Source organism: Pyxidicoccus sp. M6 (genome assembly GCF_055568925.1).
Window position 1 is genome coordinate 2,687,127 of record NZ_CM145714.1, and the last position, 19,554, is coordinate 2,706,680.

The 19,554-nt window shown below is 69.6% G+C and carries 17 protein-coding genes; 8 read left to right on the forward strand and 9 right to left on the reverse strand.

The window, feature by feature from the left end:
- The first annotated feature begins 227 nt into the window (after nt 1-227).
- Complete coding sequence (locus tag ACVTJA_RS11220) at nt 228-1,817, forward strand: sigma 54-interacting transcriptional regulator (protein ID WP_465836289.1); 1,590 nt, start codon at nt 228-230, stop codon at nt 1,815-1,817.
- Between the two features lie 7 nt (nt 1,818-1,824).
- Here ACVTJA_RS11220 and ACVTJA_RS11225 read toward each other — a convergent pair whose 3' ends face one another.
- Both ACVTJA_RS11225 and ACVTJA_RS11230 read right to left on the reverse strand, forming a co-directional pair.
- Nucleotides 1,825-3,138, reverse strand: coding sequence for a cation:proton antiporter (locus ACVTJA_RS11225; RefSeq protein WP_465836290.1), 1,314 nt, complete (start codon nt 3,136-3,138; stop codon nt 1,825-1,827).
- A gap of 108 nt (nt 3,139-3,246) precedes the next feature.
- Nucleotides 3,247-4,605, reverse strand: a complete 1,359-nt coding sequence (locus ACVTJA_RS11230) for a hypothetical protein (protein WP_465836292.1) — start codon at nt 4,603-4,605, stop codon at nt 3,247-3,249.
- Nucleotides 4,606-4,719: 114 nt separating this feature from the next.
- On the opposite strand from ACVTJA_RS11230, the gene ACVTJA_RS11235 reads away from it, so the two are divergent.
- The 3 genes from ACVTJA_RS11235 to ACVTJA_RS11245 all read left to right on the forward strand — a co-directional run bounded on the left by ACVTJA_RS11235 (nt 4,720) and on the right by ACVTJA_RS11245 (nt 7,629).
- On the forward strand, nt 4,720-6,189 hold the full coding sequence (locus ACVTJA_RS11235) for an ABC transporter permease subunit (RefSeq protein ID WP_465836294.1): 1,470 nt from the start codon (nt 4,720-4,722) through the stop codon (nt 6,187-6,189).
- Between the two features lie 8 nt (nt 6,190-6,197).
- On the forward strand, nt 6,198-6,932 hold the full coding sequence (locus tag ACVTJA_RS11240) for an amino acid ABC transporter ATP-binding protein (RefSeq protein WP_465836296.1): 735 nt from the start codon (nt 6,198-6,200) through the stop codon (nt 6,930-6,932).
- Nucleotides 6,933-7,017: 85 nt separating this feature from the next.
- Complete coding sequence (locus tag ACVTJA_RS11245; RefSeq protein WP_465836297.1) at nt 7,018-7,629, forward strand: Uma2 family endonuclease; 612 nt, start codon at nt 7,018-7,020, stop codon at nt 7,627-7,629.
- A gap of 3 nt (nt 7,630-7,632) precedes the next feature.
- Here the strand turns inward: ACVTJA_RS11245 and ACVTJA_RS11250 are convergent, their stop codons facing one another.
- The 4 genes from ACVTJA_RS11250 to ACVTJA_RS11265 form a co-directional block, all read right to left on the reverse strand.
- Entirely contained in the window at nt 7,633-9,072 is a 1,440-nt protein-coding gene (locus ACVTJA_RS11250) for a cytochrome B6 (RefSeq protein ID WP_465836299.1), read from the reverse strand.
- Nucleotides 9,073-9,221: 149 nt separating this feature from the next.
- Nucleotides 9,222-10,073: a 5-oxoprolinase subunit C family protein gene (locus tag ACVTJA_RS11255; protein ID WP_465836301.1), complete on the reverse strand. Its 852-nt coding sequence runs from the start codon at nt 10,071-10,073 to the stop codon at nt 9,222-9,224.
- A 26-nt stretch (nt 10,074-10,099) separates the two neighbouring features.
- Nucleotides 10,100-11,386 (reverse strand): LamB/YcsF family protein, encoded by a 1,287-nt coding sequence (locus ACVTJA_RS11260; protein ID WP_465836302.1) that lies wholly within the window; start codon nt 11,384-11,386, stop codon nt 10,100-10,102.
- 303 nt (nt 11,387-11,689) lie between these two features.
- Nucleotides 11,690-13,165, reverse strand: a complete 1,476-nt coding sequence (locus tag ACVTJA_RS11265) for a c-type cytochrome (protein WP_465836304.1) — start codon at nt 13,163-13,165, stop codon at nt 11,690-11,692.
- Between the two features lie 141 nt (nt 13,166-13,306).
- Here ACVTJA_RS11265 and ACVTJA_RS11270 point away from each other — a divergent pair, with 141 nt between their 5' ends.
- Nucleotides 13,307-14,443: an aminotransferase class V-fold PLP-dependent enzyme gene (locus ACVTJA_RS11270; RefSeq protein WP_465836305.1), complete on the forward strand. Its 1,137-nt coding sequence runs from the start codon at nt 13,307-13,309 to the stop codon at nt 14,441-14,443.
- A 102-nt stretch (nt 14,444-14,545) separates the two neighbouring features.
- Here ACVTJA_RS11270 and cysK read toward each other — a convergent pair whose 3' ends face one another.
- A complete protein-coding gene (cysK, locus tag ACVTJA_RS11275; RefSeq protein ID WP_465836306.1) occupies nt 14,546-15,469 on the reverse strand; it encodes a cysteine synthase A in 924 nt (307 codons plus the stop codon).
- 18 nt (nt 15,470-15,487) lie between these two features.
- Nucleotides 15,488-16,333, reverse strand: a complete 846-nt coding sequence (gene epsC, locus ACVTJA_RS11280) for a serine O-acetyltransferase EpsC (RefSeq protein WP_465836308.1) — start codon at nt 16,331-16,333, stop codon at nt 15,488-15,490.
- A 266-nt stretch (nt 16,334-16,599) separates the two neighbouring features.
- On the opposite strand from epsC, the gene ACVTJA_RS11285 reads away from it, so the two are divergent.
- The 3 genes from ACVTJA_RS11285 (at nt 16,600) to ACVTJA_RS11295 (ending at nt 18,928) form a co-directional block, all read left to right on the forward strand.
- Nucleotides 16,600-18,249, forward strand: coding sequence for an AMP-binding protein (locus ACVTJA_RS11285; RefSeq protein ID WP_465836310.1), 1,650 nt, complete (start codon nt 16,600-16,602; stop codon nt 18,247-18,249).
- 98 nt (nt 18,250-18,347) lie between these two features.
- Nucleotides 18,348-18,596: an addiction module protein gene (locus ACVTJA_RS11290; protein WP_465836312.1), complete on the forward strand. Its 249-nt coding sequence runs from the start codon at nt 18,348-18,350 to the stop codon at nt 18,594-18,596.
- Nucleotides 18,597-18,604: 8 nt separating this feature from the next.
- Complete coding sequence (locus ACVTJA_RS11295) at nt 18,605-18,928, forward strand: type II toxin-antitoxin system RelE/ParE family toxin (RefSeq protein ID WP_465836314.1); 324 nt, start codon at nt 18,605-18,607, stop codon at nt 18,926-18,928.
- A gap of 32 nt (nt 18,929-18,960) precedes the next feature.
- Here the strand turns inward: ACVTJA_RS11295 and ACVTJA_RS11300 are convergent, their stop codons facing one another.
- Complete coding sequence (locus ACVTJA_RS11300; protein ID WP_465836316.1) at nt 18,961-19,536, reverse strand: TfoX/Sxy family protein; 576 nt, start codon at nt 19,534-19,536, stop codon at nt 18,961-18,963.
- Between the last annotated feature and the right edge of the window lie 18 nt (nt 19,537-19,554).

The following is a 19,554-nucleotide window of genomic DNA, read 5'->3' on the forward strand; positions in this document are numbered from 1 at the left end:
ACTCCTTGGGGGGTTAAGGGGGCGCCCTCATGGACGTCCCGGGGAACGTTGCTTGTGCCAACTTCCAAAGCAGGCCCCGTGCCAGTCTTCTGCTTCAATGATTCCAGGGGTTTGACTTCAGCCCCCGACCAGTCGGTGCCAGCGGGCCGGTGAATAACGAAATCTCGGTGGGTTTCGCCACTGCAATTTCGGTGGACCGCTATTATTCGTGCAGCATGTCGGATGAAATGTCAGGCCGCAACGAAGGCGCGCAGGATGCTCGGGACCTGGTCGAGCTGGCAACCACGGAAGACGGAGTGGGGGAGCTGCTCCGTCGAGGACTGGACTGGCTGACGCGGGTGGTGCGCTTCGACCTGGCGACAGTGTTCCTCTTGAAGGAGGGGCGGCTCGTCGCGGTGGCCGCGCGAGGGCCGCTGGCCAACGCGAAGGTGCGGCAGCACGCGCTCAACCTCGCGGAGTTCCCCTCGCTGCGACAGGCGCTGGAGACGCGGCGCGCGCGCGCCTTCACGGAGGAGGACCACTCGCACGGAGATGGGGACCCGTTCGACGGGGTGCTCGACTTGCCGCCTGGCCACTCGTGCATGGTGGTGCCGCTGTGCGCGGGCGAGCGCGCCTACGGCGTGCTGTCCTTGGATAGGGCCGAGTGCGAGTCGTATCCGCAGCCGGTGGTGGACCTGGTGGAGGTGTACGGGCAGATGCTGGCCACGGCGATTCAGTCCGCGGAGCAGCGGGCCACCTTCGAGCGGATGCACCGGCAGGACCATGAGCACGCGAAGCTCTTGGAGGCGCAGCTCGGCGGTGAGTCGGAGGGCATCCTCGAGACGTCGCTCAGTCCGATGATGCGCGACCTCGCCCGGCGCGCGAGGCAGGTGGCGGAGACGGACACGCCGGTGCTGATTACGGGCGAGACGGGCACGGGCAAGGAGCGGCTGGCGCGGGCCATCCACCGTTGGAGCGCGCGGGCGGACCAGCCCTTCGTCACCCTCAACTGCGCGGCGATTCCGGCAGGCCTCCTGGAGAGCGAGCTCTTCGGCCACGTGAAGGGCGCCTTCACCGGCGCCACGCAGAACAGGGCGGGCCGCTTCCAGATGGCGAGCGGAGGCACGCTGCTCCTGGACGAGGTGGGTGAGCTGCCGGTGGAACTGCAGGCGAAGCTGTTGCGCGCGCTGCAGGAGAAGACCTTCGAGCCGGTGGGCGGTGACAAGACGGTGCGCGCGGACGTGCGCATCCTCGCCGCCACGCACGTGGACCTGCAGCAGGCGATTGCGCAGAAGCGCTTCCGGGAGGACCTCTACTACCGGCTGAGCGTCTTCCCGCTGCGGCTGCCGCCCCTGCGCGAGCGGCGCGAGGATTTGCCGCAGCTCTGCACCTTCCTCCTGGAGGAGCAGTCGCAGCGCACGGGCCGGCGGGGGATGCGCGTGACGCCGGCGGGGCTGTCGCGGCTGGAGGCGTACGACTGGCCGGGCAACCTACGCGAGCTGGCCAACGCGCTGGAGCGCGCCACCATCCTCTCGCGAAGCACGGAGCTGGGGCCGGACGCGTTCGATTTGCCGAACCGGAGCGACGAGGGGGCCCGGGCGGAGGCTCCCTCGGGAGAGGTCACCTCGGGCGAGGCGCCGCTGAAGCAGGGCGCGGTGCCCACGCTGGCGACGGTGCAGCGCGAGCACATCCTCCGCGTGCTGACGCTCACGCGCGGTCGCGTCTACGGGCCGGGCGGCGCGGCGGCGCTGCTGGGGCTCAAGCCGTCCACGCTGCAGAGCCGGATGAAGAAGCTGGGAATCGCCCGGCTGGACCAGTTCGTCGTGGACGAGGTGTGAGGACGCCTCAAGCGGTGGCTTCACGCCGCCGCTGCGCGCGTCCCTCGTAGCGCGCCATCAGCGGGGTGACGGAGATGCCGTGCACGACGATGGACACGGCCACCACCCACAGCACCAGCGGCAGCAGCCGCGCGGTGAGCCCGTCTCCCAGCCCGTGCGCAATGGCATAGAAGAGGTAGTAGAGCGAGCCGATGCCGCGCACGCCGAACCAGGCCATCAGCACGCGCTGGTGCTTGTCCGCGCGTGAGCCCACGAGCGAGAGCACGACGGACAGCGGCCGCAGCACGAGGAAGAGCAGCGGCGCCAGCCACAGGACTTCCGGAGGGAAGGGAGTGCGGGCGAGCAGCAACCCCAGTCCCACCACCACGGCCACCTCGGCGATGCGCTCCAGCGCCTCGTTGAAGCCCAGCACCGCGTTGGCCATGTACGCGTGTGCGTGCCGGGGGTTGGTGGCCGCCTCCAGCTTGTCCGCGGCGCGCGCGGCCTCCTCCACCTCTTGGGGCGGGCGCGAGCCGGTGTGCTTCCGTTCGATTCGCCGCAGCGCGAGGCCGGCGGCGAACACCGCGAGGAAGCCGTAGCCCTTCGCCACCAGCGCGGCCCCGTACGAGAGCGCGATGAGGCCCAGCGCGAGCAGCTCGTCCATGCCCACGGCCTCCTGGTGGTGCTTGCGCAGGTAGAGCACCAGCCGGCCCACCCGGTCTCCCAGCACCACGCCCACGATGAGGCCCATCGCCCCGGCCCACAGCACGTCCAGCACCACCCAGCGCCACAGTCCGGGCCCGACTTCATGCAGGCCCAGCAGGCCCAGTCCCAGCATGACGAAGGGGAAGGCGGTGCCGTCGTTGAGGCCGGCCTCACCGGTGAGGCCGAAGCGCAGCCTGTCCCTGTCCAACGCGTGGGACACCTGCACCTCGGACGCGAGCACCGGGTCCGTGGGAGAGAGGATGGCGCCCAGGAGCAGCGCCGCGCCCACCGGCAGGCCGAGCGCGCCCATGCCCACCAGCGCCACCAGGGCCACGGTGAGCACCATGGCCCCGAGCGCCAGACGCACGGCGATGCGCCACTCCCGGTCCTTCAGCGGCAGGCGCAGCTTCAGCCCCGCGCTGAAGAGGGAGATGATGACGGCCACCTCGGTGATTCGCTCCAGCAGTCCGGCCTGCTTCACCGGGTCCAGGTGGCCCAGCCCCAGCCGCCCCACCGCGAAGCCCACGCCCAGGTAGAGCAGCGACGTGGACAGCGGCAGGCGCTTGAGCACGGAGCCGCCCAGCGCCATCGCCACCAGCAGCAGCCCGATGATGAGGTACCAGGCGATGGACTCCATGGGAGTGATTGACGTTGCTCACTCCCTCGCCCGCTCCCAAGGTGCGGGGGCGCTGCACACCGCCTGGCCGGCCGCTTGGGGCACGGCCGGGCGGAACCTTCCTTCAGCTCAGCGCGGCGCGTTCGGCAGCGGATACGTGGTGCTGCGGCCGAAGGGCTGGTCGAACAGGTGCGGGTCCGACTGGCGCGAGCGGAACAGGTCGATGATGTAGTCCATCCGCTGGCCCAGCTTGCTCCAGTCCTTCGCGCCGGTGCCCTTCAGGCTGTCGGGGCTGTGGTCCAGCTTGCCGAGCAGCCCCTTCAGCTCCGGGTTCTGGATGGTGCGCAGGTGCGGCGGGAAGAGCGTGGACTCCATGCCCTTGGGCGGGGGCAAATCATTGCCAATCTTGAGCGCGCCACCGGGGACGGCGAGCTTCATCATGTGCTCGGTGGCGATGCCCCGGAACACGCCGGCGATGCCATCCACCACGGGATTCAGCAGCGCGTCCACCGCGCCCGACTTCAGCGCGGCCTTGCCGGCGAGGTTGGCGGGGAAGGGGAGCGCGTTGATGGCCCCCTCGACGGACTGCTTGAGGATGTTGCGGAAGGTCTCCTGCACCGGCGCGTTGAGCGCCCGCTCCACGTAGGGAGTCAGTTGCGTCTGCTCGTGCAGGCCCACCTTGTCGTTGGCCATGAGCATCAGCTCGGCCTTCTTGTTCGGGTCCTTCTCGTTCATGGCCTCCGCGTAGTGGCTGAAGGCCTCGCGGAGCAGCGGCTTGTCCTTGGGGAAGCCATCCAGGTACTGCTGCAACTTCGCTGCGTCAGGCTTGGTGTCGCCCTTGAAGGTGTCGATGAAGCGGGCGAACTCCTGGCCGATTTCGTTGAAGACGAACTGGTTGCCGCCGGCGATTTCGTTGCTGACCCTGGAGAGCGCGTCCTGACCGGCCATGCCAATGTCGCCGATGGGCAGCCCGGGCAGGCCCAGCTTGCGCATGAAGTCGTCCACCTTGGCCAGGGGGCCCGAGACATTCGCGGCGCCCTTGAGCACGTCGGTGAGGACCTTGGGCATGTCCTCGCCGCGGATGCTGACGCCGGCCTGCTTCGAGGCCCACGTGCCGAAGGTGGCCCAGTTGGCGTTGTCGCTACCGACCAGCTTGCCCATGGCGTCGGACAGGTCGTGGTAGCCCTGCGTAATCGCGTAGTTGCGCGCCACCGGGTCCTTCATGGCGGCAATGGCCTTCACGTCCGCGGCGGTGGGGTAGCTGCCCGGGGCGATGCCGCTGGGGGGCGGCGAGCCCACCGGCGTGGCCAGGGCCACGTTGGGCTGGCGGCCCTTGGCGGAGTCGAACTGCGACACGCCGACGGTGTCGGAGCGCGCGGCCTTGGGCTGCGGAGCGGGCTTCACCTCGTTGCGAGGGGCCTGCTTCGGCTGGGGAGTCTCACTGGTGCGGGGAGCCTGGGGGCGGGGGCCCGAGACGGGGGTCTTCATGACCCCGAGTATCGGACATTGAGGAATTGAAGTTGCGTGGTGGGCACAAGTCCGCACCGGGGGGCATGGCACCTTGAACCCGGAGTGGAGGGTGCCCATGTCCCGGGACGCTCCATGGACTTCCTCCGCTCCTCGCGCCACCGGGCCTGGGCTCCCGGGCTGGTCCTGCTCGGCCTCGTGTGGGGGTTGTTCGGGGGCATGGGCTGCCGGGAGCCGGCGGGGCCGTCGTCCAGAGGCGACTGGAAGGGCCGGACGCTACGCATCGGGACGGATGCCACCTATCCGCCCTTCGAGTCGGTGCGGGACGGCGAGCTGGTGGGCTTCGACATCGAGCTGGGCACGCTCATCGCCGAGGAGCTGGGCGCGAAGGTTGCGTGGACGAATACGTCCTTCGACGGCGTGTTCCCCGCGCTGATGGCGGGGAAGTTCGACCTGGTGATGTCCGCCGTCACGATTACGCCCGAGCGCCAGGCGCGGCTGGGCTTCTCGGACCCGTACTACACCGCCGGGCAGACGGTGGCCGCGCGGGAGGGGGACGCGCGAATCCAGGGACTGGAGAGCCTGCGAGGGAAGGTGGCCGGCATCCAGCTCAACACCACCGCGGCGCTGGTGTTGCAGAAGTACCCGGACGTCACGGTGCGGCAGTACCCGAGCATCGACCTGGCGCTGCAGGATTTGCTCAACGGCAACCTCGACGGCGTGGTGGGGGACGCGCCGACGCTGCGCTACTTCATCACGCACGGCTTCCAGGGGCTGCGCACCACGGGCGGCCTGCTGACGGAGGAGCACTACGGCATCGTGTCCAGGCCGGAGGACACCGCGCTGCGCGAGGCCGTCAACGGGGCGCTCCGGCGGCTGCGGGAGAGCGGCCGGTTCGCCGCGCTGGAGGAGAAGTACTTCGGCGAGGCGGCGCGGAACGCTCCGGTGCAACCGACGGGTGTTCCGTGGGGCCGCGTGGCGCGGAGGCTGGCGGAGGGGCTGGTGCTGACGCTGGGGCTCACCGCGCTGGCGCTGCTGTCGGGGCTGCCGCTGGGGCTGCTGGTGGCGCTGGGGAGGCGGGTGCGCTTCAAGCCCGTGGCGTGGCTGTGCGCGGCGTACGTGGAGGGGCTGCGCGGTACGCCGTTGCTGGTGCAAATCATCTTCATCTATTACGCGCTGCCGCAGTTGTTGGGGGTGGACCTGGCGCCGATGCTGGCGGCGGTGCTGGCGCTGACGCTCAACAGCGCGGCGTACGTGGCGGAAATCTTCCGCGCGGGCATCGCCTCGGTGGACCCGGGACAGTCGGAGGCGGCGAGGGCGCTGGGCATGAGCCCCGCGCAAGCCATGCGCCACGTCATCCTCCCGCAGGCGGTGCGCAACGTGCTGCCTCCGCTGACGAACGAGGGGATTGCGCTGCTGAAGGACTCGTCGCTGGTGTCCATCATCGGCATGGCGGAGCTGACGCGGGCGGGGCAGGAGCTGGCGAGCCAGCTCGCGGCGCCGCTCGCCATCTGGCCCGCCGTGGCGGTGTTCTACCTGCTGGCCACGCTGCCGCTGACGCGGCTGGCCTCGGCGCTGGAGCGGCGCCTGCACCGTCAGCGCTGAGGCGTCGCATGCCGCTCGTGGAAGTGCGCAACCTGCACAAGCGCTTCGGGACGCTGGAGGTCCTCCGGGGCGTGGACCTCATGGTGGAGCCCGGAGAGGTAGTGGTCTTCGTGGGCCCGTCCGGATGTGGCAAGTCCACGCTGCTGCGGTGCCTGTGCGGGCTGGAGATGCCGACGGAAGGCGAGGTCGTGGTGGGCGGCGTGCCGGTGCGCGACGAGCCGAAGGCGCTCCAGGCGCTGCACCGCCGCGTGGGCATGGTGTTCCAACGCTTCCTCCTGTTCCCCCATCTGAGCGTGCTGGACAACGTGACGCTGGCGCCGCGCAAGGTGCTGGGCATGCCGGACGCGGAGGCGGAGGCGCTGGGCCGGCGCATGCTGGAATTGGTCCACCTGGGAGGGAAGGCGGAGGCATGGCCGGAGCAGCTCTCCGGCGGTCAGCAGCAGCGGGTGGCCATCGCGCGGGCGCTGGCGATGAAGCCCGAGGTGATGCTGTTCGACGAGCCCACCAGCGCGCTGGACCCGGAGTTGGTGGGCGAGGTGCTGGAGGTCATGCGCGAGCTGGCGCGCGAGGGGATGACCATGTGCGTGGTGACGCATGAGATGGGCTTCGCCGAGGACGTGGCCCACCGCGTGCTGTTCATGGACGCGGGGAAGGTGGTGGAGGAGGGCGCGCCTCAACAGGTGCTGCGCGAGCCGAGGCAGCCTCGCACCCGGGAGTTCCTGTCTCGCCTGTTACGTAGGTAGGCGACAGCCGGCTGTCAGACCCAGTGAGTAGGAAGGAGTGGACACACCATCAAGGGTGGGGTTTCACTCCTGGGAGGCTGGGCTGATGATGGACGGGTTGGAGGTTGGCGGAACGGGGAGCATCGCGATGGGCAACGAGACGAAGCGGCGCGCGACTTACGCGGACATCGAAGCGCTGCCCGAGAACATGGTCGGACAGATCATCGACGGCGAGCTCATCGCCATGTCGAGGCCCGCGATTCCGCATGGCGTGGCACACACTGTGATTCAGAGTCTACTGGCGACGGCCTTCCAGATTGGGCAGCGGGCCCCAGGTGGCTGGTGGATTCACGATGAACCCGAGCTGCACTTTGGCGAGGATGTGCTGGTTCCCGACATTGGCGGCTGGCGGCGCGAGCGCATGCCGCAGTTGCGCCGGATGCCGTTCTTCACCGTGGCGCCGGACTGGGTCTGCGAGGTGCTCTCTCCATCCACCGCGTCGCTGGACCGCAAGCGGGAAATCTATGCGCGCGAGGGCGTGGAGTACGTCTGGCTGGTGGACCCTGCCACGCGCACGTTGGAGGCGTTCCGGCGGCAGGGAGAACAATGGGTCGCGCTGGGCACGTACTCCGGCACAGCGCGCGTGCGGGTCGAACCATTCGACGCGCTGGAGCTGGACCTCGGAGAGCTGTGGCCTCCGGAGCTGGAGGCTCCTTGAGCGTCAGAGCACGCGCATGTACTGGACGAGCGCGTCCTTCTCCCGCGAGTCCAGCTTGAGACCGAGGACGAGGTTGAAGAACTCCACCGTGTCCTCGAGCGTCAGCAGGCGCCCGTCATGGAAATACGGGGGCGAGTCCTTGATGCCGCGAAGCGTGAAGGACTTGATGGGGCCATCCGCGTGGATGGCCTGGTCATTGAGGGTTTGAGGCTTGAAGAAGCGCTCCACGTGCAGGTCGTGCATCTGGTTGTCGAGGAAGAACGGGGGCGGGTGGCAGGTGGCGCACTGGCCCTTCCCGAAGAAGACCTGCTCGCCGAGCTTCTCCTGCTCCGTAGCCAGCGTCGGGTCCAACCGGCCCGTGGGCAGCAGCTTGGGCGCCGGAGGGAAGTCGAACATGTTCTGCATCTGGGCCATGTTCGCCACCTGGGTGGGACGGTCCGGCTCGTTCACTCCCTTCTTCGCGGCGTCCGCGATGTCGCCGTTGAAGTACGCGGTGCGCTGCTCGAACTCGGTGAAGTCCTCGATGGAGCGCAGCGAGCGCTTGGAGCCGTGAATCTGCTGGTTGAACACCCCGCGCAGGCTGACCGTGTCGAGCCGGAAGCGCGCGGCCTGGGGCCGGGTGTCCGGGTTGAGGTGGAAGGCCGCGTTGGTGTGGCCATTCGTATGGCAGTCGAGACAGGTGACGCCGAAGCTCCCCTCGGTCACCTTGCGGGCGTCCGTCGCGTTGAACTCCGCCTGGGGGAATGGCGTGAGGAGCTGGCGCAGGCCGTCCATCTGGACGGGGGTGAGCTTGCCGTTCATCAGCTCGTAGAAGTTGCGGATGGTGAGGACCTTGCCCTGGGAGACGTCCCCCAGCTCGGGGCGCTGCGAGAGGAAGATGGGCGGAGGGAATTCCGGCAGGAAGTGCTCGGGGATGTCGAAGTCCACGTCGAAGCGCTCCAGCGAGCGGGCCTCCTGCTTGCGAATGTCGTCAATCTCCATCCGAGGGAAGACCTGGCCGCCGACGGCGTGCTTCACGTGAGGCAGCGGGAGGAAGCCCTGCGGGAAGAGGCCCTTCTCGCGAATCTCCTCCGGCTTCATCGCGGCGAGCTGCTCCCACGTCACACCCTGGGGGAGCTTGACGCGGACGCCTGTCTGCACGGCCCTGCGGCCTCCCGACATCATGAGTTTCGAGGACCGGTTGCTGAGGTCATACCGGGACTCGAGGAGCGCCTGCTGGCGGCGCATGACGCCGGGCTTGTCCCGGACGTCGCGGTCCATGACGGCCTTGAAGCTCTCCTCGGCGACGATGGGAATGGTGTACGTCTGGTCGCCGGTGTCCTTGGGGGCGGGAGTCTTCTGGCCACCGGGCTTGGGGTCCTTCGTCGCCTGCGCGAAGGCAGCTCCTACTGCCAGGATGACAGTGATTGCGACCAGCGCCGCGGGGCGTGGATTCCGAGACATGTGCGGGCTCCTGAGGGGGCGTTGGAGGACGCGGAGGCTATGCGCGCCGGGAGGAGCCGCTCCGGTGCGCGTCAGCGTGCTTCCCGGAGCGTGTCCTTGCTCCGACATTCGAGCGGGTGCGGTGTTCCGGACCGGACGCCCGGGGGCCCTCAGCGTACGGGGGAGCGGAAGCGCTCGACGTGTCGGTGCCAGGCCTCACGGGCCTCTTCGACACTCACCGCGCTGAAGAGCACGGGTGTGCCCGGACGGCGCGCACAGAGGCGGCCCCAGTCCGCGCGGATGACGGTGGCGATGAGCGGATACCCGCCCGTCGTCGGGTGGTCCGGGCCGAGGACGATGGGCTCTCCCGACAGCGTCACCTGGATGGCCCCACGCACCATGGGGCGCGACGTGCCGGCGCCTTCATCTCCGTGCGTCAGTGCCGCCCCCTTCAGCCGCATGCCCACGCGGTCGCTCGCGGGGGACACGGTGAAGGTGTTCGCCAGCAGTGCCTTCCGTGTCGCCTCATCGAAGCGCTCCACGTCCGGGCCGAGCGTCACGCGGATGGGCGCTCCCACGTCCAGCGCGTCTCCCAACTCCAGCGCCTCCGGCGTGCCGCCACCGTTGCCCAGTGGCAATGCGTCTCCCGGACGCAGCAGCCGGCCCTCGTGTCCGCCCAGCTTCGCGACCAGCAACGTGCCGCGTCCGCCCAGCACCTCCGGCACCGCGAGGCCTCCGTCCACCGCGACATAGCGCACGCTCGCGGACTCCGGAGCGGGCACCGTGAAGGTCTCTCCGTCCGCCACGGTGATAACGCGGCCATCCACGGACACGCGCATCCCGCGTCCGCGCCCCCGCAGCTCCAGCCTTCCAAACGTCTCCAGCGCCGCCGCGCCCCACGGGTTGCCCACCGCGCGGTTGGCGAGTGCCAGCAACTCCGGCACCAGCGCTCCACCCGGCGGCACGCCATGGTGCATCTGTCCCGGCCTGCCGGCGTCCTGCACCGTGGCGGGGCCTCCCACGCCTGTGACTTCCAACCCACCCGCCATCAGTCCACCCGCTCGAAGCGCACCCTGTCTCCCAACCGCAGCATCGCGCCCTGCTCCGGCGTGAAGGCGGTGAAGTCCAGCGCGGTGCCGATGAGGTTCCACCCGCCGGGCGACGCGAAGGGGTACACCCCCGTGCGCCCACCGGCGATTCCCACCGCCAGCGCCGGCACTCGTGTGCGCGGCGTGGCAAGACGGGGCACGACGATGCGTGAGTCCACCTCGCCCAGGTATGCGAAGCCCGGCAGGAAGCCCACGCACCGCACCGTGTACTCGCGCGCCGCGTGGAGCTTCGTCACCGCGTCCTTCGTCAGCCCCGTGCGCGCCGCCACCGCCTCCAGGTCCGGCCCGTCGTAGCGCACGCGCAGGACGGTGGGTGGGCGCGCGTCCGGACGCGGAGGCACGTGCAGCAACCTCGCGAGCGCCAGCCGGGGCTCCTCGGGCGGAGCGTCCGGGTCGAAGTACACGCAGGCGTGCTCCTCGGTGATGACGGCATCCACCACGCGAGGCACCGCGCACAGTGCTTCTCGCGCGGCCCGGCGCTCCAGTCCCTCGGGAAGGGCCACCCGCAGCGCGCCCTCTCCGAGCGCGTCCACGCGCAGGGCGAGCGCATCCAGCGTAGCGCGCACCTCGCGAGCCAGCTCCACCGCGCCCGGCGTGTCTCCGTGCACGCACAGCGTGTCCACCGTGTCGCCAGTGGCCAGGCGCACGGTGTTCTCCCGGGCCCTCGCGACGTCCGTGAGCACGGCTCCCGGCTGCCCGCGCGGAATGAGCGAGCCGTCCGGCCGAGTGCCCCGGTCCGCGAAGCCCTCGCGCGCATAGGCGAGCCCCGCCGCGCGGGCCGCATCGTGCAGTGCACCCTTGCCCGGGCCGATGAAGGTGATGCCCCGCCCCAGGGCCTCCACCACGCCGTCCACCACCGCGCGGGCCAGCTCCGGCGATGCGTTGGCCGAGTGGTAGAGGGCGCCGTGCGGCTTGGCGTAGCGCACCGGCACGCCCTGGTTGGCCGCGAGCCGCGCGAGCCGGCCGCACTGTCCGGCCACCTGCCCACGCATCACCTCGGGCGAGACGTCCAATGCCTTGCGGCCGAAGTTCTCCCGGTCCTCGTAGGACGGGTGCGCTCCGGCGCGCGTGCCGTGTCGGGCACAGGACTCCAGCGCGCGGCGCATGGACGCGTCGTCCCCGGCGTGTCCTCCACAGGCGATGTTGGCCACGTGAGCGAGCGCGTAGAGCTGCTCGTCCTCCCCGGGCAGCTCGCCCAGGTCGATGTTGAGGAGGCACTCCGTCATGAGGCCCACCCTATGCGAGGAGGGCTTCCGGCGCAGCCATCCCTCCTCGGGGGCAGGCGCGGGACGACAGTCGAAGGCCATTGGAAGTGACACGTGCCACCCCGGGGCAGGGGCCGGTTAGCACCGGAGTGGCACGCGCCTCGAGAGTGCAACCAAGAACCACTCGCGAGGAACTTCCACACCGCATACGTCGCGCCGGCTTTTCCCTGGCAATTTCGGACGTCATTTCCCACCCCGCCCGGGTGGGAATGACATGCGGTCACGCCGCGAGGGCGTGGCGCCGCCACTGTCGGTGCGGGCCGCTCAACGCGAGGACGGCAGCGAGGCCGGGCCGCCAGCCTTCACCCACCGCACCAGGGCCCTCGCGGTGCGCTCATCAATCAGGTCCGCGTAGGTGGGCATGGGTGTGCCCGGCAGGAACTGTTCGGGGTTGCGCACCCAGCGCACCAGGTCCGCGTCGCTCTTGCCCGAGGCCCGCGCGAGCCGGTCCTGGTAGCGGGCCCCCGGGCCATGGCAGCTCGCACAGCCGAGCTGCACGAAGAGCTTCGCCGCGTCGACCTTCGGCGCGGAGGAATGCGGCTTCCGCACGGGCGCCGCTGGGGCGGAGGAGGCCACTGGCGCGCTGCCTGTCTTTTGCGGTGTACCGCTCGACGCCACGGTGCTGCCCGTCATGGGTGACAGCGCCACCTCCGTGCCGGCCTTCGACGGTGGAGTGCCTGCTGTCGACACGCCGACACCGGCCGTCGTGGTGCCCGCCGCCGCCGTGGAACGCTCGGAAGCGGAGCTCGCGGTGTCCGCATCCGGGCCCTCATCGACAGCCGTGTCCGCGCTCGCCACCACCCAGGCCGGGCGCACGGAGGTGGCGGTGAGGCGGGGCCGGGCCCCCTTCACCTCGTTGTCCTTCTTCGGCACGGAGCGCAGGTAGTCGTAGAGCGCCTGCGCCTCCACCGCGTCCATGCCCCGGAAGCGCGGCATGGGCGAGCGCAGCGCGGAGCCATCCGGGGCAATGCCGTCCCGCACCGCGCGCGTGAAGTCCTCCAGCGTCCAGTACGCCAGCCCCGTCTCGTGGAAGGTGATGTTGCTGGAGCGGACCTTGTTCCCCTCCGGGTCGATGAACGACATGCCGCCAGCGAAGACGTCATCGCCCTCCGTCTTCGTAGGGCTGAAGCCATCCGTGTGGCACGACGCGCAGTCGTACACGGCATGCGCCATGTAATGGCCGTACTCCGGCGTGGCCGCCTTCGCCGGCACGGGGATGCCCGACGCGGGCCGCTCCGCCGGCTCGTTGCCGGTGATGATGCGGAAGCCCAGCCCGCCGAAGAAGCTGAACTCCGACTTCGGCGCCGGCCGCGCATCCGGAGCGAAGAGCGGGTCCCCCGAGCGCATGAACCCCAACACCGCCGCGACGTCCGCGTCGCCCATGGCGTAGCTGGGCATCACCATCAACCGCCCATCGCGGCTCACCGCGTAGCGGATGGCGCGCGCCAGCTCCTCGTCCGTCGCGGAGCCCACGCCCGCCGACGGGTGCGACGTGAGGTTTGCCGCGTAGAAGCTGCCCATGTACGAGGGCAGCTCGCGCAAGGGCGCGCCGGACACCGTCTCCGCGTCGCCGCCCCGGTGGCACGCCTCGCAGCTCGCATGGAAGATGGTGGCGCCGCGTGCCAACGCCGTGGGAGACGTGTCCGCGCGGATGGGAGGGTAGGGCGCGTGCACCGTGCCCGCGCAGCCCGCCAGCAGCGTGAGTCCCGCCAGCAGAAGGTTCCTCACATCTCGGCGCATGCGGTGTCCTCGTCTCGTGGGAGGCACCCGACGAATATCGCATCCGCCTTCCTCGCGGGAGGAGGGGGCCGGTGCCGCGGGGTGGACACCCACCTCACGTGAGGCGCGCTCCACCGGGTGCCCGGCGGGTAGAGTCCGCGCATGACGCGCTCGCTCGAGTCATACCGCGCCCTCTTCCCCGTCCTCCAGGAGCAGCTCTACCTCAACCACGCCGGTGTGGCCCCCACCAGCCTGCGCGTCGCCGAGGCCGTGCGCGGGTGGATGGATGACCTCGTCTACCACGGCATCAAGCACGAGCGCGGCTGGGAGGCCCACTGCGAGCGGGTGCGCGCGTTGGCGGCGAAGCTCATCAACGCCGAGCCAGGTGAAATCGCCTTCGTGCGCAACACCAGCCATGGCCTCGGCCTTGTCGCGGAGGGGCTGGACTGGAAGCCCGGGGACGAGGTGGCCGTGGCCACTTCCATCGAGTACCCGTCCAACGTCTACCCGTGGCAGCACCTGAAGGACCGGGGCGTGGAGGTGCGCGAAATCGAGGCCTCCTCCGGCGACGTCACGCTGGAAGCCGTGGCCGCCGCGCTCACTCCGCGCACGAAGCTGGTGGCGCTGTCCTCGGTGCAGTTCGCCAGCGGCTACCGCGCGGACCTGGATGCGATTGGCGCCCTGTGCGAGCGCGCCGGTGTCCTCTTCTGCGTGGACGGCATCCAGAGCGTGGGCTGCATGCCCGTGGACGTGAAGAAGAGCCGCATCCACTTCCTCAGCGCGGACAGCCACAAGTGGATGCTCGGCATCTCCGGCATCGGCATCCTCTACGTGGCGAAGGACGTGCTACCCCGGCTGCGTCCGGTGATTGTGGGCTGGCGCAGCACCACCGACGCGTGGAACTTCAACCGCAGCCACTTCGAGCTGCGCGCCGATGCCGGCAAGCTGGAAGAGGGCAGCGTCGCGTATACCGGCATCTACGCGCTGGGCGCCGCGCTGGGGCTGCTGCACGAGGTGGGCGTGGACGTCATCGAGGCGCGCATCCGCACGCTGCTGGCGCGGGTGGAGGCGGGGCTGCGTGGGCTGGGTTGCGACGTGGGGCCCGCGCCGGAGCACCGCGCGGGCATCCTCACCTTCCTGCCGCCGAACACGGAGGCACGCCCGCTGGGTGCATGGCTCGCCGAGCGCAACGTGGCCCACTCCGTGCGCCGCGGGCGCATCCGCCTGTCGCCCCACTTCTACAACCTGCCCGAGGAGATGGACCGGCTGGTGGAGTTGGTGAAGACGCGCCTCGGTTGAAGGTCTCCGCTTCGCCAGGCCGCGCGGCCCGGCGGAGGAACACGGCAGCCCGAGGAGACGGACCGGCGCGTGGAGCGGGAGCGCACGCGCCGGGGATGACAGCTACTGCTGGGCGGGGAAGAGCGTCTCGATGGAGAGGTAGCGCTCGCCGGTGTCGTAGCAGAAGCACAGCACGCGGCTGCCGTCGGGCATCTCGCCCAGCTTCTGGTTCACCGCGGCCAGCGCGGCGCCCGAGGAGATGCCCACGAAGATGCCCTCCTCGCGCGCGGAGCGGCGGGTGAACTCGAAGGCGTCCTCCTCGTTCACCTGAATCGTTCCGTCGAGTGCCTCCTTGTGGAGGTTCTTCGGAATGAAGCCCGCGCCGATGCCCTGGATGGGGTGCGGGCCCGGCTGGCCGCCGCTGATGACGGGCGACTTGGTGGGCTCCACCGCGAGCACCTTCAGCTTCGGCCACACCTTCTTCAGCTCCTCGGCGCACGCGGTGATGTGGCCACCCGTGCCCACACCCGTGATGAGGTAGTCCAGCCCGTCCGGGAAGTCCTTGAGGATTTCCTGCACCGTGGTGCGGCGGTGGACCTCGATGTTGGCCTCGTTCTCGAACTGCTGCGGCATCCACGCGTCGGGCACCTGGGAGACCAACTCCTGCGCGCGGGCAATGGCGCCCTTCATGCCCTGGGCGCGCGGGGTCAGCTCGAAGGTGGCGCCGTAGGCGGCCATGAGGCGGCGGCGCTCGATGCTCATGGAGTCCGGCATCACGAGCACCAGCTTGTAGCCCTTCACCGCGGCCACCATGGCGAGGCCGATGCCGGTATTGCCGCTGGTGGGCTCGATGATGATGCTGTTCTTCTTGAGGAGGCCGCGCTTCTCCGCGTCCTCAATCATGGACAGGGCGATGCGGTCCTTGATGCTGCCGCCCGGGTTGGCGCGCTCGAGCTTCATGTGCACCGTGACGCGCGAGGGAAACAACCGGTTGATGCGCACGTGCGGCGTGTTACCGATGGTCTCCAGGATGTTGTTCGCCTTCATGTCATGGGCCTCGTCGGGTCAGATGTGGAACTCGAGTGCGTCCAGCGTTCCATCCGCGCCGCGCGGACGCACCTCGCTGCGGCGGGTGACGACGGACTGCGGGGGGACGCTCTGCGTGAGCCAGGCGTTGCCGGCGATGATGCTGCCCCGGCCCACCACCGTCTCGCCGCCGAGGATGGTGGCGTTGGCGTACACCACCACGTCATCTTCGATTGTCGGATGGCGCTTCTTGTCCGCCAGCGCCTTCTCCACCATGAGCGCGCCCAGGGTGACGCCCTGGTAGAGCTTCACGTTGTCACCGATGAGCGTCGTCTCGCCGATGACGACGCCCGTACCGTGGTCGATGACGAAGCGCCGGCCGATGATGGCGCCGGGGTGGATGTCCACGCCGGTGCGCTGGTGGGCGTATTCGGTGAGCAGGCGCGGCAGCAGCGGGAAGCCCAGCGCGTGCAGCGCATTGGCCACGCGGTAGATGGCGATGGCGTAGAAGCCCGGGTACGTGAGGATGACCTCGTCCACGGTGCGGGCGGCGGGGTCGGCCTCGAAGATGGCCTGGGCGTCCTGGCGGAGCCAGTCATAGAGACCGGGCAGCCGCTCCATGAAGCGCGTGGGCAGGGACGGATTGATTTCGGGGTACAGCGGCGCGAGCGTCTCTCGGATGCGGTGGAGGCTGGCCTCCACGGTGGTGACGTCTCGGCGGACGGCGGCGGCGGTACACTCCAGGCGCTCGGCGAAGTGGGGGAAGAGCAGGGCGAGGACCTGACCGACGAACTCGGGCGCCGCGCGGCGCACGTCGGGAGGGAAGCAATGTCGCTGCCGGGCCTCGAGGAGGGCCGCGACCAGCCGGGAGTGGGAGTCGTCCATGAGCGGCTCCATTTAACGCGTCGCGTGCGAGCGCCGCACGGCTTGAATGCCGGCTCAATGCCAGGAAGCGGGTGAGCGGCCCTGGAGATGTAGGACAGGGGACAGGTGGACGCGGCGGGGCGGGAGGCACGGGCGGGCCGCTCCGGCCGGAGACCGGGCAGGCGGCAGGGGGGCTTCTCGTGCGCGGCACCGGGGTGGACATCCGCCGGGTGGCCCAGCACTGCTTGCCCTTGCCGCACCCCGGGTGGGGGCGGGACGATGGCCGCATGAACCACGCTCCGGCTCTTTCCTACGTCCACGGCACCAGCTCCACCCCGCTGCTCGGCGAGACGATTGGCCAGAACCTGCGCCGCACCGTCGAGCAGTACGGAGACCGGGAGGCGCTGGTGGTGGCCTCGCAGAACTACCGGGCCACGTACCGGCAGCTCTGGGACACCACGACGCAGGTGGCGTTGGGCCTGCTGGCGCTGGGCGTGGAGAAGGGCGACCGCGTGGGCATCTGGTCCCCGAACCGTTTCGAGTGGGTGGTGGCCCAGTACGCCACCGCGCGCATCGGCGCCATCCTCGTCAACCTCAACCCGGCCTACCGCAGCTCCGAGCTGGAGTACGCGCTCAACCAGTCCGGCGTCAGCGTGCTGCTGCTCGCGCGCGGCTTCCGGCAGACGGACTACAAGGCCATGGTGGAGGAGGTCCGGCCGCGCTGCCCCCACGTGCGCGTGACGCTGGTGATGGATGACGACTGGCAGCTCCTGCTCTCCAACGCGAAGCACGTGAGCGAGGCGACGCTGGCGCAGCGCGAGGCGACGCTCCAGTTCGACGACCCCATCAACATCCAGTACACGTCCGGCACGACGGGCTTCCCCAAGGGCGCCACGCTGTCGCACCACAACGTGCTGAACAACGGGTTCTTCATCGGGGAGATTCTCCGCTACGGGCCGGAGGACCGCGTGTGCATCCCCGTGCCCTTCTACCACTGCTTCGGCATGGTGATTGGCAACCTGGCCTGCACGTCGCACGGCTCCACCATGGTGATTCCGGGCGAGGCGTTCGACGCGCTGGCGGTGCTGCAGACGGTGCAGGCGGAGCGGTGCACGTCGCTGTACGGCGTGCCCACCATGTTCATCGCGGAGCTGGACCACCCGCGCTTCGGCGAGTTCGACTTGAAGTCACTTCGCACGGGCGTCATGGCGGGCTCGCCGTGTCCGGTGGAGGTGATGAAGCAGGTGCAATCGCGGATGAACATGCGCGAGGTCACCATCTGCTACGGGATGACGGAGACGTCGCCGGTGTCCACGCAGAGCGCGCTGGATGACCCGCTGGACAAGCGCGTGTCCACGGTGGGGCGCATCCATCCGCACCTGGAGGTGAAGATCGTGGACCCGGACAGTGGCGCGGTGGTGCCTCGGGGCCAGCCGGGCGAGCTGTGTACGCGCGGGTACAGCGTGATGCTGGGCTACTGGGAGAACCCGCAGGCCACGGCGACGGCGGTGGACAAGGCCGGGTGGATGCACACGGGTGACCTGGCCACGATGGACGCGGACGGCTACGTGAAGATTGTCGGCCGCATCAAGGACATGATCATCCGCGGCGGGGAGAACATCTACCCGCGCGAGGTGGAGGAGTTCCTCCACACGCACCCGGGCGTGAGCGAGGCACAGGTCATCGGCGTGCCGAGCAAGAAGTACGGCGAGGAGGTCATGGCCTGGGTGAAGCCGAAGCCCGGCGTGACGCTCACGGCAGAGGAACTGACGAAGCACTGCACGGGGAAGATTTCCACGTACAAGGTGCCGCGTTACTGGAAGTTCGTGGACGCGTTCCCGATGACGGTGACGGGCAAGGTGCAGAAGTTCCGCATGCGCGAGCTGTCCATCCCCGAGCTGGGACTGGAGGACGCGGCGGGTATCAAGACGGCGTGAAGCGGTGGGAAAATTCGCCCGGCTGCCTGACTGCCGCGTTGAAGACTTCTCTAGCCGTGCGGGCAGCCGCGCGCCAATGCCGGTGCTACACTTGAGGCATGGCCTCCTCTGCGGACGAACTCCTGCCCGACGCACTTCAGCTTCCGCCCGAGGAGCGGGCCCGGCTCGCTCACAAGTTGCTTCTCAGCCTCGAAGAAGGGGATGACGGGGCTGACGTCGAAGCCGAGTGGACGACCGAGCTCGAACGCCGCGCTCAGGATGTGATTTCAGGCGAGGCGAAGACGTACGACGCGCGCCAGGCCATCGAGGAAGTCCGCGCACAGTTGCGCGTGCGTCGCGGAGGCTGAGTCCGTCCGTGCGCGCCGAGTTGAATGAGGAGGCGCGGAGCGAGCTGTCCACTGCCGCCACCTGGTACGAAGGACGCAGCCCTGGCCTGGGAGAGGACTTCGCGATTGCGGTGCTCCGGGCGCTCGACGCCATCGAAGAGGCCCCGGAGACCTGGCCTCCGTGGCCTGGAGTGCGTCAGGGCCCGGTCATTCGCCGCTTCCTGCTGTCCGGGTTCCCCTTCGTGCTGCCGTATGTCGTCCTGAAAGACCGGGTCGTGGTCCTCGCCATTGCGCACGTGCGCCAGCGTCCGGGGTACTGGCTGAAGCGCGCACGGACGTTGCGGATCCAATAACCCGGCTCGGGTGACGCAGGCGCAGGGGTCAGTCAGGCCTTGCGTGTCGCCTTCTTCGGCGCAGCGAGTTTCTTCGCGGCCTTCTTCGAAGCAGCGGGCTTCTTCGCTGGAGCGGCCTTCTTCACGGCCACCGCCTTCTTGCGCGCAGGCACCTTCTTTACCGCCGCAGCCTTCTTCGCCGCAGCCTTCTTCACGGCCACCGCCTTCTTGCGCGCAGGCACCTTCTTTACCGCCGCAGCCTTCTTCGCCGCAGCCTTCTTCTTCGGCGCCGCCTTCTTCAGCGCCGCCCGCTGTGCCGCGTCCACCGCGCGCCGGGCCCACGGCAGCAGCGCATACGCGTCATCCGCCGCGTCCGCAGGCGGCGTCCAGTAGCCCATCTCCACCGCCTTGCCCGCGCCCTCGTAGACGAAGGGCCGGCACCCCGCGGCCTGGAAGTCCGGCTTCGTGACGTCATCCACCTTCAGGAAGAGCTGCCCCTCCGCGATGAGGCCGAACATCCTCCCGCCGAAGTACAGCCCCCACCCGCCGAACATCGACCGCGCCTGCACCGGCCCGAGCTTCTCCAGCAGCTCCACCGTGTACTCCACGAAGCTGTCCATCCTCGCCATGTCACCCTCCCGAATCCC

Coding starts and splice junctions, on each gene's coding strand:
- cysK (WP_465836306.1), bottom strand. CDS start 15,469: ATGAAGGCGAACAACATCCTGGAGACCATCGGTAACACGCCGCACGTG.
- ACVTJA_RS11270 (WP_465836305.1), top strand. CDS start 13,307: ATGACGCGCTCGCTCGAGTCATACCGCGCCCTCTTCCCCGTCCTCCAG.
- ACVTJA_RS11230 (WP_465836292.1), bottom strand. CDS start 4,605: ATGAAGACCCCCGTCTCGGGCCCCCGCCCCCAGGCTCCCCGCACCAGT.
- ACVTJA_RS11220 (WP_465836289.1), top strand. CDS start 228: ATGTCAGGCCGCAACGAAGGCGCGCAGGATGCTCGGGACCTGGTCGAG.
- ACVTJA_RS11290 (WP_465836312.1), top strand. CDS start 18,348: ATGGCCTCCTCTGCGGACGAACTCCTGCCCGACGCACTTCAGCTTCCG.
- ACVTJA_RS11245 (WP_465836297.1), top strand. CDS start 7,018: ATGATGGACGGGTTGGAGGTTGGCGGAACGGGGAGCATCGCGATGGGC.
- ACVTJA_RS11225 (WP_465836290.1), bottom strand. CDS start 3,138: ATGGAGTCCATCGCCTGGTACCTCATCATCGGGCTGCTGCTGGTGGCG.
- ACVTJA_RS11300 (WP_465836316.1), bottom strand. CDS start 19,536: ATGGCGAGGATGGACAGCTTCGTGGAGTACACGGTGGAGCTGCTGGAG.
- ACVTJA_RS11265 (WP_465836304.1), bottom strand. CDS start 13,165: ATGCGCCGAGATGTGAGGAACCTTCTGCTGGCGGGACTCACGCTGCTG.
- epsC (WP_465836308.1), bottom strand. CDS start 16,333: ATGGACGACTCCCACTCCCGGCTGGTCGCGGCCCTCCTCGAGGCCCGG.
- ACVTJA_RS11250 (WP_465836299.1), bottom strand. CDS start 9,072: ATGTCTCGGAATCCACGCCCCGCGGCGCTGGTCGCAATCACTGTCATC.
- ACVTJA_RS11260 (WP_465836302.1), bottom strand. CDS start 11,386: ATGACGGAGTGCCTCCTCAACATCGACCTGGGCGAGCTGCCCGGGGAG.
- ACVTJA_RS11285 (WP_465836310.1), top strand. CDS start 16,600: ATGAACCACGCTCCGGCTCTTTCCTACGTCCACGGCACCAGCTCCACC.
- ACVTJA_RS11235 (WP_465836294.1), top strand. CDS start 4,720: ATGGACTTCCTCCGCTCCTCGCGCCACCGGGCCTGGGCTCCCGGGCTG.
- ACVTJA_RS11240 (WP_465836296.1), top strand. CDS start 6,198: ATGCCGCTCGTGGAAGTGCGCAACCTGCACAAGCGCTTCGGGACGCTG.